Consider the following 17,433-nt stretch of genomic DNA (forward strand, 5'->3'; position numbering starts at 1 on the left):
TCACACCTCCCGCTGCTCGGCCTCGCCGGACCCGTGCCCACCGGACCCGTGCCCGTCGGCCTCGGCGCGGCCGGCCTTGACCAGCCGCCCGATGGCGAGCCCCGCCAGCGCGGCGCCGCCGAGGAAGGCGGCGGGCCGGCGCCGGGCGAAGCCCTGCACGTCCTCGACGAGCCCGCCGAAGCCGTGCCGGTCGAGGTAGTCGGCGGCGCGGTGGCCCTGGTCGGCGGCCTGCGCCACCAGGCTTTTGGCCGGCGAGTCGGCGGGGGCGTTTTGGGCCAGGCCCGCCATGTCGTCGGCCCACTGCCGGACGGCGCCCGCGGTGCGGTGCGTCTGGGTGTCGGCCTCGTCCGTGACGCGGCCGCGCAGGTCGTGGGCGGTGGTCCGCGCCTGGCTCCTGGCCTGGTCCGTCACGGCCCGGGTCTGCTCCCGCGCGGTGTCGGTGAACCCCCGGGACCCGTCTCCGCTCTGCTGGGCACGGTGCGTGTCCACATGCGCAGACTCACTCATGGATCTCTCCTTCTCCGGGATGCGGGTGTGCCTCCCTGTTCCGGAGCCGGGTTACCACCGCAAACCAGACGAAAACCTCGCAAACCGCACGACGAAGGTATTCACGGCACGCGGCCGCGCTCGTATACCTGGAGCAGGCGCCGCGCCACGGCCGCGCCCTCCGACCGCCCTCCGCCCGCCCTCCGCCCGGCCACGGGCGACGACCACCGGGAGTCCCATGTCCGCACCGCGCAGCCCCGCACTGCTCGCCGCCGTCCTGCTGACCGCCGCGGCCACCGGCGGCACCGTGCAGGCGGCGGACCGTGCCGCGACGGCGATCCTCGACGTCACGGACGCCGAGGAGCTGGCGCAGGCCCTGGCCGACGCTGCCCCCGGCGACACCATCCGGCTGGCCGACGGCACCTACCAGGGCAACTTCGACGCCACCACCAGCGGTACGGAGACCGCTCCCATCACCCTCACCGGCTCGTCCGGCGCCGTGCTGACCGCGCGCGGCGGGTACGGCCTGCACCTCGACGGCGCCTCGTACTGGAACCTGTCCGGCTTCACCGTCACCGGCGGGCAGAAGGGCATCGTCACCGACGCGGCCGACCACGTCCACATCGACGCCGTCACCGTCCACGGCCTGACCATGGAGGCCGTCCACTTCCGCAACTCCAGCTCCCACGGCTCGCTCACCGACTCCACCATCCACGACACCGGCAACGACGGCCGCGGCATGGGCGAGGGCGTCTACGTCGGCAGCGCGGGCGGCACCGACGACCACAGCGACCACGTCCTCATCCGCGGCAACACCCTCGGCCCCGGCATCGGCGGCGAGAACATCGACATCAAGGAGGGCACCACCGGCGCCCGCATCATCGGCAACACCTTCGACGGCAGCGGCCTGACCGGCGCCAACTACGACGACTCCTGGGTCGACATCAAGGGCAATCACGTGCTGGTCGAGGGCAACACCGGCGTTCACACCACCAACGACGGTTTCCAGACGCACGAAGTGCAGGACGGCTGGGGCTGCCACACCGTCTTCCGCGGCAACCACGCCGACCTCACCGGCTCAGCCGGGCCCGACCGGTACGCCATCAACGTGACCAGCCACGACCCCGGCACCTGCCCCGTCACGGTCACCGGCGACAACACCGTCACCGGCGGCAACGGCCTCACCAATCCGGGCATCCCGGTCGGCTGAGCGGGCCGGCTCCGGCCCGGACGTGCGGCCCCGGGACGGCGGCCACAGAATGGACGGGCGCCCGCGGAGGAGGGGGCAACGGCCGCGTGGTGAACGGTCGCGCCGTTCTCCGGCCCGGCGGGCGCCCCGCCGACCAAGGAGGAGCAAGTGGCCGCAGCGCCCACCCACACGCTCAACGACTCGCACGACCTGCCCGCGTTCGGTTTCGGCACCTACCCGCTGGACGACGCCGCGGCCGAGACGGCGGTGGCCGGGGCCCTCGGCCTCGGCTACCGGCTCATCGACACCGCGGTGAACTACGGGAACGAGGCGGGCGTCGGCCGCGGCATCGCCGCCTCGGGCCTGCCCAGGGACGAGGTCGTGGTCACCACCAAGCTGCCGGGCCGCCACCACGGCTACGACGAGACCCTGGCCTCCTTCGAGGAGTCCAGGACACGGCTCGGGCTGAGGCACGTCGATCTGTACCTCATCCACTGGCCGCTCCCCGGCGTCGGCGCCTTCACCGAATCCTGGCGGGCGATGATCAAGCTACGGGACGACGGCCTGGTGCGGTCCATCGGCGTCTCCAACTTCACGCCCGCTCACTTGCGCCGCCTCGCCGAGGAGACCGGGGTGCTGCCCGCGGTGAACCAGATCGAATTGCACCCCCTATTTCCCCAGGACGAGGCTCGCGCTTTCCATGCCGAGCACGGCATCATCACGGAGAGCTGGAGCCCGCTGGGCCGCGGCAGCACCCTGCTGCGCGACGCGGGCATCGGGCGGCTCGCCGAGAAGCACGGCGTCACGCCCGCGCAGATCGTGCTGCGGTGGCACGTCCAGCTCGGTGTGGTACCGATCCCGAAGTCGGGCGACCCCGGGCGGCAGCGGGAGAACTTCGACGTGTTCGGCTTCGCGCTGGACGCGGAGGAGATGGCGGCCGTGTCCGACCGCCCGCACCGGCGGCTCGGCGGCGACCCCGACACGCACGAGGAGTTTTGACCGACCGCCCACCACGCCGGGATACGCTCACCGCGCTTTTTGGAAACACGGCCCGCCCGCCCGTAGTTGGGCATTACGACAGCTGATGTGACGACAGGAGTTGATGAGATGGCGCGGCAGGCACAGATCGGTGTCACCGGGCTTGCGGTGATGGGCAGCAATCTCGCCCGTAACTTCGCCAGGCACGGGCACACCGTTGCCGTGCACAACCGCACCGCCGCCAAGACGCGGGCGCTGGTCGAGGAGTTCGGCCACGAGGGGGACTTCGTTCCCGCGGAGTCCGCGCGGGAGTTCGTGGCCGCGCTCGAACGGCCGCGCCGACTGGTGATCATGGTCAAGGCGGGCGCCGCGACGGACGCGGTGATCGACGAGTTCGCCGAGCTGCTTGAGCCCGGCGACATGATCATGGACGGCGGCAACGCCCACTTCGAGGACACCAGGCGCCGCGAGGCCGCGCTGAAGGAGCGCGGCCTGCACTTCGTGGGCTGCGGCATCTCCGGCGGCGAGGAGGGCGCGCTGAACGGCCCGAGCATCATGCCGGGCGGCTCCGCCGAGTCCTACCGGGCGCTCGGCCCCCTGCTGGAGAGCATTTCGGCGAAGGTCGACGGCGAGCCGTGCTGCGCGCACATCGGCCCGGACGGCGCGGGTCACTTCGTCAAGATGGTGCACAACGGCATCGAGTACGCCGACATGCAGCTCATCGCCGAGGCGTACGACCTGCTCCGCAAGGTCGCCGGGTACGAGCCGGCGCAGATCGCCGACATCTTCCGCAAGTGGAACACGGGGCGGCTCGACTCCTACCTCATCGAGATCACCGCCGAGGTCCTGGCCCACACCGACGCGGACACCGGCGGCCCGTTCGTCGACATCGTCGCCGACCGCGCCGAGCAGAAGGGCACCGGCCGGTGGACGGTGCAGACCGCGCTCGACCTCGGGGTGCCCGTCTCCGGCATCGCCGAGGCGGTCTTCGCCCGCTCCGTGTCCGGCCACGCCGAGCTGCGGGCCGCGGCGGCGGACCTGCCGGGGCCCGAGCGGCCGGAGCTGCACCCGGACGACGCGGCCCGCTTCACGGAGCACGTGGAACAGGCGCTGTACGCCTCGAAGATCGTGGCCTACGCGCAGGGCTGGCACCTGATCCAGACCGGCGGCGAGCAGTACGGCTGGGACATCGACCGCGCCTCGGTCGCGGCGATCTGGCGCGGCGGCTGCATCATCAGGGCCAGGTTCCTCGACGAGATCCGCGCCGCCTACCGCGGCGGCCAGGCGCCGGTGACGCTGCTGACCGACCCGACGTTCGGCGAGGCGCTGCGCGCCGCGCAGAACGCGTGGCGGCACGTGGTGGCCCGGGCGACGGAGCTGGGCGTTCCCGCGCCGGGCTTCTCCGCGGCGCTGGCGTACTACGACACGCTGCGGGCGGGCCGGCTGCCCGCGGCGCTGGTGCAGGGGCAGCGGGACTACTTCGGCGCCCACACCTACCAGCGCACGGACAAGGACGGTTCCTACCACACGCTGTGGGGCGGGGACCGCAGCGAGCGCAAGGAGTGAGCCACAGGGCGGTCCGGCACCCGCGCCGGACCGCCCCGCTCTCGCCCGGGGTCAGTGACCGCGCGTCAGGCGCACCGTGTCCCGGTACCAGGCGCCGCTGTCCTTGACCGTCCTGCGCTGGGTGTCGTAGTCCACGCGCACGATGCCGAAGCGCTTCTCGTAGCCGTAGGCCCACTCGAAGTTGTCGAACAGGGACCACGCGAAGTAGCCGCGCACGTCGGCGCCCGCCGCGCGGGCGTCGGCGACGGCCCGCAGGTGGTCCGCCAGGTAGGCGGTGCGGTCCGCGTCGTGCACGGCCCCGTCCGCCGCGCGGGCGTCGTCGAACGCCGCGCCGTTCTCCGTGATGACCGTCGGCAGCCCGTAGTCCCGGTGCAGCCTCAGCAGCAGGCTGGTCAGCCCCTCGGGAACGATCTCCCAGTCCATGGCGGTGCGGGGACGGCCGAACGGCACGCCGCGCACGACGGGCCTGCCCTCCCCGTCGACCGCCGAGCCGTCCTCCGCGGTGCCGGCGAACCGGTGGCTGGAGTAGTAGTTGACGCCGAGCACGTCCAGCGGCGTGGCGATGGCGGCCAGGTCGCCCTCCCGCACCGGCAGGGTGATTCCCCGCTCCCCCAGCTCCGCCACGACGTCCTCGGGATAGCGCCCGTGGACCAGCGGGTCGAGGTAGATACGGGTGCCGAGGCCGTCGGCGCGGCGGGCCGCCTCGCGGTCCTGCGCGGAGTCCGTGGCGGGTGAGCCGTGGCCCAGGTTGAGGGTGATGCCGAGTTCGAGGCCGGGCGCGGCCTGCGCGCGCAGCCGCTGCGCGGCCAGGCCGTGGCCGAGCAGCAGGTGGTGCACGGCGTGCATGGCCGCGCCGAAGTCGCGCCGCCCGGGGGCGTGCACGCCCTGGTCGTAGCCGAGCATGGCGGAGCACCAGGGCTCGTTCAGCGTGGTCCAGTGCGCGACCCGGTCGCCGAGGGCCGCATGGGCCAGCTCCGCGTAATCGGCGAAGCGGTGGGCGGTGTCGCGGGCCGGCCAGCCCCCGGCGTCCTCCAGTTCCTGCGGCAGGTCCCAGTGGTACAGCGTGACCCAGGGGGTGATGCCGCGGTCCAGGAGGGTGTCGACGAGGCGGTCGTAGAACGCGATGCCACGCGGGTTGGCCGGGCCCCGGCCGCCCGGCTGGACACGGGGCCAGGCCAGCGAGAAGCGGTAGGCGTCCACGCCGAGGCCGGCGATCAGGTCGACGTCGTCCGTGACCCGGTGGTAGTGGTCACAGGCGACGTCGCCGTTGTCGCCGCCCGCGACGGCGCCTGGCACGCGGCAGAAGGTGTCCCAGATGGACGGGGTACGGCCGTCCTCGTCCGCCGCGCCCTCGATCTGGTACGCGGAGGTGGCCACGCCCCAGCGGAAGCCGTCGGACAGTTCGGGAATGGGCACGGCGGGCGCCCGGCCGGTGGCGGGCACGGGCGGCTTGGCGGTGGCGGTCATGAGGCTCCTGGTCAGTGGTCGGCGTGCAGCCAGCAGGCGACGGTGCGGTCGGCGCCGCCCGGGGGCGGCGGCGTGTCCCCGCCGGCCCGGGTGAGGGGCAGGAGCCCGGGCACGCGCCGTTCGCAGGGCTCGAACGCCTTGGGGCAGCGGGGGTGGAAGGCACAGCCGGCGGGCATGGCCTTGAGGTCGGGCGGCGATCCCGGGATGCCGGTCAGCTCCCGGCGCGGGCCGTGCAGCGCGGGGAAGGAGTGCAGCAGCCCGTCGCTGTAGGGGTGGAGGGCGGTCTCGTAGATGTCCTTGGCGTTGGCCTCCTCGACGATCCGCCCGCCGTACATGATCGCGATGCGGTCGGAGAACTCGATGAGCAGCGAGATGTCGTGGGTGATGAACACGACAGAGAAGTCCAGCTCGCGGCGCAGCCGCGTCAGCTGCCGCAGGATCTGCCGCTGCATCACCACGTCGAGAGCGGTGGTGGGCTCGTCGAGGATGACGATCTCCGGGTCGAGGGCGAGTGCCATGGCGATCATGACGCGCTGGCGCATGCCGCCGGAGAGCTGGTGCGGGTAGCTGGCGAGCCGGTCGCTGGAAATGCCGACCAGCGACAGCAGTTCCTCGGCGCGGGCGGTCCGCTCGGCCCGGCTCATGCCCGGCCGGTGGGCCCGGAGCACATCCGTCAGCTGGGTGCGAACGGTGTGCACCGGGTTGAGGGAGTTCATCGCGCCCTGGAAGACCAGGGAGATCTCCTGCCAGCGGAACGCGCGCAGCTGGTCCGGCTCCAGGTCGAGGATGTCGGAGCTGCCCCCGGCGCGCGGGTGGTAGCGCACCGAGCCGCCGGTGATGACGCCGGGCGGGGACAGCAGGCGGGTGACGCCGTAGGCGAGGGTGGACTTGCCGCTGCCCGACTCCCCCGCGAGGCCGAGCACTTCGCCGCGGTGCAGGGTGAGGCTGACGTCCCGCACGGCGTGCACGGCGGAGTCCCCGAGGCCGTAGTCGACGCACAGGCCGCTGATGTCGAGGACGGCTGGGCTGCTCATGTGCTGGTGTCCTTCCGGGTCGTCGTCTCGTCCCGGGGGGCGCGCACCACGGGGGTGAAGCCGACGCGCATCCGCACGGACCGGTCGGGGCGGCCCTCCGAGCGCAGCCGGGGATTGATGAACTCGTCGATGCCGAAGTTGATGAGGGACAGGGCGGTGCCGAGCAGGGCGATGCACAGTCCGGCGGGCACGAACCACCACCACGCGTCCTGGGCGAGTGCCTGGTTGCTCTGGGCCCAGAAGAGGACGGTGCCCCAGTTCCAGTGCGAGATGTCGGCGACGCCGATGAAGGCGAGGGTGATCTCGGCGAGCACGGCGAAGATCACCGTGCCGATGAACCCGGAGGCGATGACGGGCGTGAGGTTGGGCAGCAGTTCGAAGACGATGATGCGCCAGGTGGACTCGCCGGTGGCGCGGGCGGCCTGGACGTAGTCGCGGCTGCGCAGCGACAGCGTCTGGGCGCGCAGCACCCGGGCGCCCCAGGCCCACGAGGTGAGCCCGATGACCATGGCGATGGTCAGGTCGTTGGTCTCGGGCAGGAGGCTGGTCACGATGATGATGAGCGGCAGGCCCGGGATCACCAGGAAGACGTTGCTGACCGAGGAGAGCACTTCGTCCCCGACACCGCCGAGGTAGCCGGCGGTGACGCCGATGAGCACGCCGAGCACGGTGGCGACGACGGCGGCGGTGAAGCCGACGACGAGCACGCCCCGGGTGCCGACCAGGATCTGGGAGAAGATGTCCTGCCCGGTCTGCGTGGTGCCGAACGGGTGGTCGAGGGAAGGCGGCTGGAGCAGGTCGTCGCTGCGGGCGGAGGGGTCGTAGGGCGCCAGCCAGGAGCCGGCGACGGCCAGCACGACGAAGACGCCGAGGATGATCAGGCCGATGAGGGTCTTCCGGTTGCGCAGGAATCGCAGCCGGTCCCGCCGGGGGGCCTCGGCCGCTTCCCCGGCGACGACGGCGGTTTCTGTGGCTTGGAGTGCCATGGTCGCTACGCCTCCCGTCGGGTGCGTGGGTCAAGGAGCAGGTACACGAGGTCGGCAACGAGGTTGGCGGCGAGCACGGCGAGGGTGATGAAGAGGAAGACGCCCTGCATGAGGGGGTAGTCCTTGGCGCCGACACCCTGGAACAGCACGTAGCCGATGCCGGGGTAGGAGAAGACCATCTCCACCAGCAGGGTGCCGCCGACGATGAAGCCGAGGGACAGCGCGAAGTTGGAGATGTTCGGCAGGATCGCGTTGCGCGCGGCATAGGAGAACATGACGCGGCGCTCGGGCAGGCCCTTGGCGTGCGCGACGAGCACGTAGTCCTCCGCGGAGACGGAGACCATCATGTTGCGCATGCCGAGTATCCAGCCGGCGATGGCGCTGACGATGATGGTGACGCCCGGCAGGACGCCGTGGTAGATGGCGCTGGAGATGAAATCCCAGCTGAACTCGGGCACCAGGCCGTTGTCGTAGCCGCCCGAGGCGGGGAAGATCGGCCACTGCACCGCGAACAGGGCGATGGCGATGAGGCCGAGCCAGAAGTAGGGGATGGCCGAGAGGAACGTGGTGACGGGCAGCATGCCGTCCAGCCAGGAGCCGCGCCGCCACCCGGCGTAGACGCCGATCCCGGTGCCGAGGAGAAAGCTGATGATGGTGGTGATCCCCATCAGCGACAGCGTCCAGGGCATGCTCTGCCCGATGATCTCCGAGACGCCGGTGGGGAAGTAGGTGAACGAGGTGCCCAGATCGCCGTCGAACAGGTTGCCCCAGTAGTCCAGGTACTGCCGCCACAGGGACGCTTCCTGATCGAGGCCGAACAGGGTGCGCAGGGAGTCGATGGCCTGGGTGCTGAGCTGGCCCTGATAGCGGGTGATCAGGGACTGCACGGGGTCGCCCGGCATCATCCGCGGGATGAAGAAGTTGATGGTGATGGCCGCCCAGGCCGTGAAGACGTAGAACGCCAGGCGTTGAACGAGGTACCTCACGCGGGTGCCTCCTGGGGGGCGGGCCGCTCCTCGGTGGTGCCGTCGTACAGCCAGCAGGCGGCCCACTGGCCGTCGGCGAGGTCGAAGCGCGGCGGCACGTCGGTGCGGCAGCGGGCCATCGCCATCGGGCAGCGCGGGTGGAACCGGCAGCCGGGGGGCGGCGATATGAGGCTGGGCGGCTCGCCGCCGGCCTCCTCGCCCTCGGTGGCGTCGCCGGCCCCGGGCTCCTCGCCCGCGCCGGTGATGCGGTCCGGGTCGGGGGCGGAGCCGATGAGCAGCTGCGTGTAGGGGTGGGCGGGCCGCTGGGTGACGGTCTCGCTGTCGCCGCCCTCGACCATGCGTCCCGCGTACATCACCAGGGTCTCGTCGGCGAAGTAGCGGGCGGAGGCGATGTCGTGGGTGATGTACAGGATCGCCAGGTCGAGGCGTTCCTTGAGGTCGCGCAGGAGGTTGAGGATGCCGAGCCGGATGGACACGTCCAGCATGGACACCGGCTCGTCGGCCAGCAGAACCTTGGGGTCGGCGGCCATGGCGCGGGCGATGGCGACGCGCTGGCGCTGGCCGCCGGACAGCTCGTGGGGAAACTTGTCGACGTAACGGTCCGGCGGCGTGAGGTGCACGCGGCCAAGCAGCTCCGTGAGGGCCTGCTCCAGCTCGGCGGCGGTCCGGCCGGCGCGGCCGTGGATGCGCAGGGCGCGCGTGAGGTGGTAGCGCACCGTGTGCGTGGGGTTGAGGGAGCCGAAGGGGTCCTGGAAGATGAGCTGGACCTGACGGCAGTATGCGCGGAACGACTTGCCGCGGGCGGCGCGCACCGGCTTCCCCGACAGGCGGAGTTCGCCCGAGGTCGCCGGGTAGAGCTGTGCGAGCAGCCGCGCGATGGTGGACTTCCCCGAGCCGGACTCCCCCACCACGGCGGTCACGGTGCCGCGGCGCAGCCGCAGCGACACGTCGTCGACGGCGTGGACCACGGGCCGGTCGCGTTCGGCGATGCTGCGCAGCGTACGCCGCACCCGGAAGTGCTTGCTGAGATCGCGGGCTTCGAGGACCACGTCGGGATGGGGGGCGGCGCGGGGCGCATCAGGTTTTTCGGGCATGACGGATGTCCTTGGGTGACGGGCGGCGTGAGGGGCGCCCGCCCCCGCCGCGGCAGGCGCGCGGGTGGTTGCGGCGGGGGCGGGCGGGCGTGCGGGACCAGCTGACGGCGGTGTCAGTCGGCCGCGTTGGCCGGCTCCAGGTTCAGCACGACGTCGAGCGCTCCGCGCTGCGTGGGCTGCGGCGGCGCGTACGGGTCCTCTTCGGTGGGCCAGCCGACCCAGTTCTTCGTGCTGTACTCCGCCCCGATGGGCCCGGCGACGGTCGGGATCATCGGGACCTCTTCGACGAGGATGCGCTGGAGGGTGTGGAGCGCCTCGGTGCGGGTCTCCTCGTCGGTCGCGTTGGCGTACTCGTCCAGCGCCTGGTCGGCCTCTTCGTCTTGGAAGCGGCCGAAGTTGCCGGCCGGGGAGGCCTCACCGATCGGCTTGTAGCTGTCGCCGTCCATGATGTGCTGGTACATGTCGTACGGCGTGGCGCCGGTGTTGGTCCAGTGCAGGGTGGCGTCGAAGCCGCCGGCGTTCACCGAGTTGGTCCAGGCGTCCACGGTCTGCGTCTCGACGGTGGCCTCGATGCCGATCTCGGCGAGGTTGTCGGAGATGATGGACAGGGCGGTCAGGTAGTCCGACCAGCCGGCGGGGTCGGTCAGGGTGAGGCTGACGGGTTCGCCCTCGGGGGTGTTGAGGGTGTCGCCGTCCAGCTCGTACCCGGCCTCCTGAAGGACCTGCCGGGCGCCCTCGACGTCGATCTCCTGCGTGACGCCCTGGTATTCGGGCGCCAGGAAGGACTCGCCCGCGGGCAGCGGCAGGCCGGTCGGGTTCTCCAGCGCCGGGTAGAGGCCGGCGTGCGCCTGCTCGTGAATGGCCTGCCGGTCGATCACCATGGCCATCGCGCGGCGCAGCGCGGGATCGTCGAACGGCTCACGTTCCACGTTGATCCACAGCCCGTGAATGCCGAGCCCCGTGGGGAACCACAGTTTGTGGTTCTCCGGGTCCCGGTCGACGAAGACGTTCTCGTAGTCGGGCATGAAGACGAACGACCACTCGGTATCGCCGTTGGCGAGGGCCGTGGTCTGCGCGTTGTTGTCGTTGTAGGAGGTGTACCGAAGCTCCTCGACGGCCGGCAGGTCCTGCCAGTAGGAGTCGCGGCGGGTCAGCGTCACCGTCTGCGGGGTGAAGCTCTCCAGCACGTAGGGGCCGGTGCCGACCGGCTCCTGGTTCTCGAAGGTCTCCGGCGCGTCCAGCTCGCCCCATATGTGCTCGGGCACGATGTAGGTGTCAAGAATCCGCGTCTGGTTGACGAACTGGGATTCGGCAAAGTTGACGGTGACGGTGCTGCCGTCGAGGACGACGTCCTCGTAGGGGATGCCCGCGGTGTTGAGCGCGTCGTTGCTCGCGAGCAGCTCGAAGGTGAACGCGACGTCCTCGGCGCTGAACGGCTCCTCGTCCGACCAGGTGGGCCCGTCCTGGATGGTGAAGCTGACCGAGGTGAAGTCCTCGGCCCACTCCCAGGCGGTGGCCAGCCACGGCTTCGGCTCCTGCTCCGGCCGCACCACGTTCGTCATGGCGAGCGGTTCGTAGATCATGGCCCGGTAGCCGAGCGACGCGCCTGCCGAGGTGTCCAGGAACGGGTTGCTGTTGTTGGCCTGGGGCCCGTTCGGCATGCCCACGTTCAGCACGCCGCCGCTGCCGCTCCCCGGCCCCTCGGGGCCGGATGAGCCCGAACAGCCGGCGAGCACGGCGAGTGCCAGCAGGGCGCTGCCGGCGGCCGTGATGGTACTGCGCGTTCGCGCATGGACTCTCATGGGGAAACTCCCGGGATCGTGAACTGTGGGTCGGACCTGCTGGGATGTCGGGGGGACCGTGGGGATCGTCAGCCGGGAGCGGAGGACCGGATGACGAATTCGGTGGGCAGGACGGTCGGGGCCGCCTGGAGCGGGGTGACGCCGCCGAGGTGCTCGATCATGCGGCGGGCCGCCGCCTCCCCCATGGCTCGCATGGGCTGACGGACCGTGGTCAGCGGCGGCTCGGTGTAGGCGGCGATCGGGATGTCGTCGAAGCCGATGACGGCGACGTCGTCCGGCACCCGGCGGCCGGCGGCGCGCAGGGCGTGCAGGGCGCCGGTGGCGCTGAGGTCGTTGTGGGCGAAGACGGAGTCGAAGGGGATGCCCTCGGTAAGGGCGCGTTCGATCACGGTCTGGCCGCAGCGGACGGTGAAGTCCCCCGCGGCGACCCGGGCCGCGGGCTGGGCGACCCCGCGTTCGCGCAGCACCCCGACGAATCCCGTCAGCCGGTCCTGCACACACCCGAAGTGCCGGGGCCCGGTGATGATCAGCGGGGCACGGCGGCCGGAGTCCAGCAGATGCGCGGCGGCGGCCGCGGCGCCCTCGGCGTTGGTGGTCGCCACGGAGGGGAAGTCGGGGCGCTGCCCGCGGTCGTCGACCATGACCAGCGGCAGGCCCTGCCGGTGCAGGGCGGCCATGGAACGCAGCGTGTTCTCGGGCTCTATGACCAGCACCCCGTCGAAGGCGCGCGCGGACACCTGGCTGGTGAACTGGGCCATCGAGTCCTCACCCCGGTTGCAGGTGAAGAGGAGCAGGCCGTACCCGGCCGCCTCGACGGTGTCCGCGACGCCCTGGAGCACTTCCCCAACCCAGGGCCAGGTCAGCGAAGGAACGAGCATGGCCAGGGTGCGGTTGCTGCCGCGCGCCAGGCCGACGGCACGCGAACTGGGGACGTAGCCCAACTTCGCGATGACGGCGCGGACCCGGTCGGCGGTCTCCGCGTCCACCTCGCCCTTGCCGTTGAGCACACGCGAGACCGTGGTCTTGCTGACCGCCGCGTTACGGGCGACATCGGCGATGGTGACACGCATGGACGGGCTCCTCGGCAGCTGAGCAGGCTGCGCGCCGCACGTGCGGCGGCAGCGTCGACACCGGTTCCGGAACCGGTTCCGGCGAAGTTGCGTGGGAGTTAACCGCGCCTCTCACAAGCCGTCAATAGATCACACCAGATTGTTTTGAGAGCGCTCTACTTTTGATTTTGCCTTCAAGAGGTGAAGTGATAAATCCTTTTACTTGGTCTGACCAGCGAGAAGTGTGTCGTGGTCACGATGAGCCTTTGGTTCCACGCGGGCGAAGCGGCGGCCGGGCGGGACCCCGTTCCCCGCGCCGCCGCGGCGGCGCCGACCGTTACGACCGCGAACGCTTTCACGGCTGCCGCGGCCCGCCGGGACGCGGCGGTGGACCCGCGCGTCCCTGCGCCGTTCGAGCGCGCCCGTCACGGCCGGGGGCGCGCGGCCTGCGGAGACGTCGGACACCGGGCGGCACCGGCCGCGAGCGGGACCCGAGCGGGACCCGAGCGAGCCTCAAGAGGTGTTCAAATGCGGCACGTTCACCGTCGCTCGACGGCCGCGGCTCCGACCCGCCTTCGCACCGTGAACGGTCGCTCCGTCGGCCGTACGGGGGACCTGCCGCCGGTGGGCGGCCTGTCGGCCGAAGACGCCTCCCCGCGCCTGGCACCGTGCCCGGCAGGGCGCGGGACGTACGCGCGCACCAGCGGCACGGCCACGGGAATTGAGGAGCACATGCAGATCGGGTACAAGCTGGCGGCGGAGGGATACGGACCGGAAGAGCTGGTGCGGCAGGCCGAGCTGGCGGAGCGGTCCGGATTCGACTTCGTGGAGATCAGCGACCACTTCCACCCCTGGCTCGACAACCAGGGGCACTCACCCTTCGCCTGGAGCGTGCTGGGCGCCATCGCCGCCCGCACCGAACGCATCGGCCTGGCGACGGGCGTCACCTGCCCCACCGTCCGCTACCACCCGGCGATCGTGGCCCAGGCCGCCGCGACCCTCGGCCTGCTCTCCGGCGGCAGGTTCACGCTCGGCATCGGCTCTGGGGAACGGCTCAACGAGCACGTGGTCGGCCGCGGCTTCCCCGACTCCGTCCACGTACGGCACGAGATGCTGCGCGAGGCGCTGGAGATCATCCGCCTGCTGTGGCGGGGCGGATACCGCTCCTACGACGGCAGGTACCTGCGCGTGGAGGACGCCAGGATCTTCGACCTGCCCGCCGCGCCGCCGCTGATCGCGGTGGCCGCCGGCGGCGAGGAGGCGGCGGAGATCGCCGCCGCGCTCGGCGACGGCCTGTTCGCCACCGAGCCGCGCCAGGAGATCGTCCAGCGGTACCGCGACAGCGGCGGCGCCGGGCCCCGCTACGCCGAGGTGCCGGTCGCCTGGGCCGAGGACACCCACCGCGCGGCCGCGGCGGCGCTGGAGACCAGCCGGTGGGCCGTGACCGGCTGGAAGGTCATGAGCGAGCTGCCGAACCCGGTGAACTTCGAGGCCGCCTCCGCGACGGTCCGCGAGGAGGACATCCTCGCCCAGTTCGCGTGCGGCACCGACCCGGACCGTTACGCCGAGGTCGCCCAGACCTACGTCGACGCCGGCTTCGACCGGCTGGTGATGCAGAACGCAGGCCCCGACCCCGACGGCTTCGCGGACTTCTACCACCGCGAACTCGACCAGCGGCTGCGCGCCCTGACGCCGCGGGGCTGAGTCAGCTGATCTCGCTCACCTCGAACTGGAGGTCGACCGGCAGCTGCTGGCGGCCGTCGATGTTGAGCTTGCGGTAGACCCGGGTGAGGTGCTGCTCCACGGTGCTGACGGTGATGTACAGGCGGGAGGAGATGTCGCGGTTGGTGTAACCGCAGGCGGCGAGCACCGCGACCTTCTTCTCCGATTCGCTGAGCAGTGCTTCGTTCCCCTCCTTCACCGGCACCTGCGGAACGGCCTCCCAGGCCGGCTCCTCCTGGCTGAGCCGCATGCGGGCGCACAGCGGCTCGGCCCGGCAGTCCTTGGCCAGCTGCCACGCCCGGCGCGAGCCGACGGCGGCCTCGGCCACGTGCCCGAGACGCCGCTGGGTCTCCGACAGCTCGAAGAGCGCCTTGGCCAGCTCCAGCCGGTCCCCCGCGAGCTGCAACTGCCGCACCGCGCGGGTCAGCAGCGTCAGGCGCGTGCCCGGATCGGTCGAGACACCGAGCAGCCGCAGGCAGATGCCGCGCGCCCTGGCGTGGCTGAGGTCGGTCAGGGCCAGCTCCTCCCGCGCCATCCGATGCGCCTCCTCCGAGTGGCCGAGCTGGAGCCACGCCTCCGCGGCGTCGCTGCGCCAGGCCGCCCACCAGGGCCGGTCGATGCCCCAGCTCTCCACCAGCCGCCCGACGGCCAGAAAATCGTCCAGGGCGGCATGCGGCCGGTTGGTGGCGAGGTTGTAGTGGCCGCGGGCGCGCAGGTGCACGACCCCGTTGATGCTGCCGAACAGCGCGCGCGGGGCCGTGCGGTTCAGCTCCTTGGCCACCGCCTCGAAGTCCCCCATGGCCGTCTGGGCGAGTGCCTTCATCGCCTGAAGTCCGCTGGCCAGGACGCTGCCCTGCCGGTCCTGGAGGCCCGCGAGTCCGCTGTCCACGATGACCAGGACCTCGGCGAGGTCCCCCTGCTGGAAGGCGATGTCGGCCCCCAGGATGGAGACCATCGCGTGCCAGCCGCCCGCGTTCCTGCGCAGGCACTCCTTCAGCAGCGTCTCGGTCCAGTGGCGCGCCTTGTCCACCTTGCCCGCGAAGTGCAGGCACTTGGCGGCGCTGAGGATCGGCTCGATCGTCGCGTCGGTGAGCACGGACCGCCGCAGCAGCTCCTCGGCGGCGACGCTGATCTTGTCGTGGTCGCCCGCGACGAGGGTGCTCCAGGGTTTGAGGCTCTCCCGGTTCCTCGCCTCGGTGAGCGGCGGCCTGCGCCCCTCGCCCTCGGGCGCGGTGGGCGCCGGGCTGTAGGGGTCGACGGCGGCCGTCAGCCCGCTGTCCGACCAGGCGAAGGCCATCGGCGTCTGCGGGGGCGTCTTGTCCCGCAGCGCGGCGAGGATCTCGTTGACCTCGGTGAGCCGCCGGTGGCGCACGAACAGGTCGGCCAGCATGAACAGCTGGTCCTCCGGCACCCGGCCGGCCCGCATCAGGTCGAGCAGCTCCTCGGCGACCCGTTCGGAGGCCGAGGGGTTGCTGCGCCGCAGGACCATTGCCGTCCTGACGCGGATCTCGACGCGGCGCCTCGGCTCGGTCGACATGCCGTGGGCCAGGTCGAGGTAGTCGGCCGCGAGCCGGTCGTCGTCCTCCGCGAGCGCCTCCTCGGCCGCGTCCTGGAGCACGGAGACGCACCACGGCTCGTCGATGCCCTCGGCGCGGCGCACGTGGTGGGCGATGTCCGCGGCGCAGGCGCCGTCGGCGCGCAGGAGGACGGCGGCCCTGCCGTTCAACTCCCGTCGGCGGGCGGCGTCCATGCCCTCCAGAACGCCCACGCGGGTGGCGGGGTGGCGGAAGCGGTGCCCGTCGATGACGGCCGCGGCCTGGAGGGCGCGCAGCCCCTGCGCGGTGGCGGTGCCGGTGAGCCCGCAGAGCTTGCCGAGGCGGTCGAGGCCGCTCAGGCCGCCGAGGATCGCGAGGGCCTCGGCGACCTTGGCGGCCGTCGGCCCGCTGCGGTCCACACAGGTCAGCACGGCCAGGACGAACGCCTCGCTGGTGACGGGCCGCAGGGGGTCCGGCTGGGCGGGTGGCCCGGCCGGTGCCGTGGCGTGCTCCTCGCGCAGCGCGCGCACCAGGAGCGGATTGCCGCCGGTGACCTGCCAGCACTCCTGGACGGTGCGCTCGTCGGGCGGCGGGCAGCCGTCCCGGGTGAGCAGCGCCGCGACGTCCCGGCGGCCGAGGGAGTGCAGCCGCAGGCGCCGGAAGTGCGGCTGGCGCAGGAATTCGGTGCGGTAGGCCGGGTCGCGCTGATGGTGGTACAGGGCCTCGGTGAGGACCATGAGCAGGCGGGCGCCGCGGGAGCGGCCGGCCAGGTACAGGAGGTACTGGAGCGAGGGCGCGTCGACGAACTGGAGGTCGTCCACGGCGATGACGACCAGCCGGTCGCGCATCAGGTCGTGGAAGGCCGTGCCCAGCTTCTGCATGCGGGCGGTGCGCGCGGGAGTCTCCGGGTCGCCGCTGCCGGGCGTCGCCGCCGCCTGGGCGTCGTCCACGAGGGTCCGCAGCCGTTCCGCCGCGGGGGCGGGCAGCGTCGGGCAGTTGACGAGCTGCCGCAGGACGGCCAGGGGGAGAGAGTCCTCCGACCGCAGGGCGGCGGCCCGCAGAACGACGGCCGCTTCGTCGGCCGCATGGGCCGCGATGGCTTCCAGGAGTTCGCTCTTGCCGAAGCCGGCCGGGCCTTCTATGACGACTATTCGCGCCTTGCCTAATGCCGATTCAGCGAGCGCAGATTTCAATTCCCGGAGGCCTGTGTGCAGCATGCAGAACCTTTGTCCCCAGCTTCCCGAACCCATGACCGATGAACGGAACAACCAGTCTCGATACAACCCTGTACGCGGCGCCCCTGTCAACCAAAGGCCTTGAGGCCCGCTGGACGCAAAGCCTACCAATGCGACAAGAAAGACCTAACCGACCTCTCAGCTTTTAAGGGCCTTTATTAACCCTGCACTACTACATCCAGCAACCGGATGGCGACGCACCGGCGTGGCGATACGGCACGAAGGACAGAAAAGGACGTGAGATCGGATAAAAAGCAACAGAAACGTCAGGCATGTGACATGCGATGGCCACCCGACGGAGGCG

At 71.7% G+C, this 17,433-nt stretch carries 13 protein-coding genes; 4 read left to right on the plus strand and 9 right to left on the minus strand.

Annotation, left to right across the window (positions count from 1 at the left end):
• The gene (locus RM779_RS17720; protein WP_311618684.1) at positions 1-507 is read right to left on the minus strand and encodes a hypothetical protein; all 507 of its coding nucleotides are present in this window, start codon (positions 505-507) and stop codon (positions 1-3) included.
• A 217-nt stretch (positions 508-724) separates the two neighbouring features.
• On the opposite strand from RM779_RS17720, the gene RM779_RS17725 reads away from it, so the two are divergent.
• The 3 genes from RM779_RS17725 to gndA all read left to right on the plus strand — a co-directional run bounded on the left by RM779_RS17725 (position 725) and on the right by gndA (position 4,219).
• On the plus strand, positions 725-1,696 hold the full coding sequence (locus RM779_RS17725) for a right-handed parallel beta-helix repeat-containing protein (RefSeq protein ID WP_311618685.1): 972 nt from the start codon (positions 725-727) through the stop codon (positions 1,694-1,696).
• A 147-nt stretch (positions 1,697-1,843) separates the two neighbouring features.
• Positions 1,844-2,674: an aldo/keto reductase gene (locus RM779_RS17730; protein ID WP_311618686.1), complete on the plus strand. Its 831-nt coding sequence runs from the start codon at positions 1,844-1,846 to the stop codon at positions 2,672-2,674.
• Between the two features lie 108 nt (positions 2,675-2,782).
• Positions 2,783-4,219, plus strand: coding sequence for an NADP-dependent phosphogluconate dehydrogenase (gndA, locus tag RM779_RS17735; RefSeq protein ID WP_311618687.1), 1,437 nt, complete (start codon positions 2,783-2,785; stop codon positions 4,217-4,219).
• Positions 4,220-4,270: 51 nt separating this feature from the next.
• Here gndA and RM779_RS17740 read toward each other — a convergent pair whose 3' ends face one another.
• The 7 genes from RM779_RS17740 to RM779_RS17770 form a co-directional block, all read right to left on the minus strand.
• The gene (locus tag RM779_RS17740; protein WP_311618688.1) at positions 4,271-5,686 is read right to left on the minus strand and encodes a GH1 family beta-glucosidase; all 1,416 of its coding nucleotides are present in this window, start codon (positions 5,684-5,686) and stop codon (positions 4,271-4,273) included.
• A gap of 11 nt (positions 5,687-5,697) precedes the next feature.
• Entirely contained in the window at positions 5,698-6,720 is a 1,023-nt protein-coding gene (locus RM779_RS17745; RefSeq protein WP_311618689.1) for an ABC transporter ATP-binding protein, read from the minus strand.
• Positions 6,717-7,706 (minus strand): ABC transporter permease, encoded by a 990-nt coding sequence (locus RM779_RS17750; protein WP_077057770.1) that lies wholly within the window; start codon positions 7,704-7,706, stop codon positions 6,717-6,719. The genes RM779_RS17745 and RM779_RS17750 overlap by 4 nt, the downstream gene beginning before the upstream one ends.
• Before the next feature lie 5 nt (positions 7,707-7,711).
• Positions 7,712-8,692, minus strand: a complete 981-nt coding sequence (locus RM779_RS17755) for an ABC transporter permease (RefSeq protein WP_311618690.1) — start codon at positions 8,690-8,692, stop codon at positions 7,712-7,714.
• Positions 8,689-9,786 carry an ABC transporter ATP-binding protein gene (locus tag RM779_RS17760; protein WP_311618691.1) on the minus strand — a complete coding sequence of 366 codons (1,098 nt, stop codon included), beginning with the start codon at positions 9,784-9,786 and terminating at the stop codon, positions 8,689-8,691. Before RM779_RS17760 ends, RM779_RS17755 begins: the two co-directional genes overlap by 4 nt.
• Before the next feature lie 113 nt (positions 9,787-9,899).
• Positions 9,900-11,588, minus strand: coding sequence for an ABC transporter substrate-binding protein (locus RM779_RS17765; protein WP_311618692.1), 1,689 nt, complete (start codon positions 11,586-11,588; stop codon positions 9,900-9,902).
• A 68-nt stretch (positions 11,589-11,656) separates the two neighbouring features.
• A complete protein-coding gene (locus RM779_RS17770) occupies positions 11,657-12,658 on the minus strand; it encodes a LacI family DNA-binding transcriptional regulator (RefSeq protein WP_311618693.1) in 1,002 nt (333 codons plus the stop codon).
• A 711-nt stretch (positions 12,659-13,369) separates the two neighbouring features.
• On the opposite strand from RM779_RS17770, the gene RM779_RS17775 reads away from it, so the two are divergent.
• Complete coding sequence (locus tag RM779_RS17775; protein WP_311618694.1) at positions 13,370-14,341, plus strand: TIGR03557 family F420-dependent LLM class oxidoreductase; 972 nt, start codon at positions 13,370-13,372, stop codon at positions 14,339-14,341.
• Between the two features lies 1 nt (position 14,342).
• Here RM779_RS17775 and RM779_RS17780 read toward each other — a convergent pair whose 3' ends face one another.
• The gene (locus RM779_RS17780; RefSeq protein ID WP_311618695.1) at positions 14,343-17,111 is read right to left on the minus strand and encodes a helix-turn-helix transcriptional regulator; all 2,769 of its coding nucleotides are present in this window, start codon (positions 17,109-17,111) and stop codon (positions 14,343-14,345) included.
• Positions 17,112-17,433: the final 322 nt, after the last annotated feature.

Origin of the sequence: Streptomyces johnsoniae (assembly GCF_031845565.1) — a bacterium.
GTDB lineage: Bacteria > Actinomycetota > Actinomycetes > Streptomycetales > Streptomycetaceae > Streptomyces > Streptomyces johnsoniae.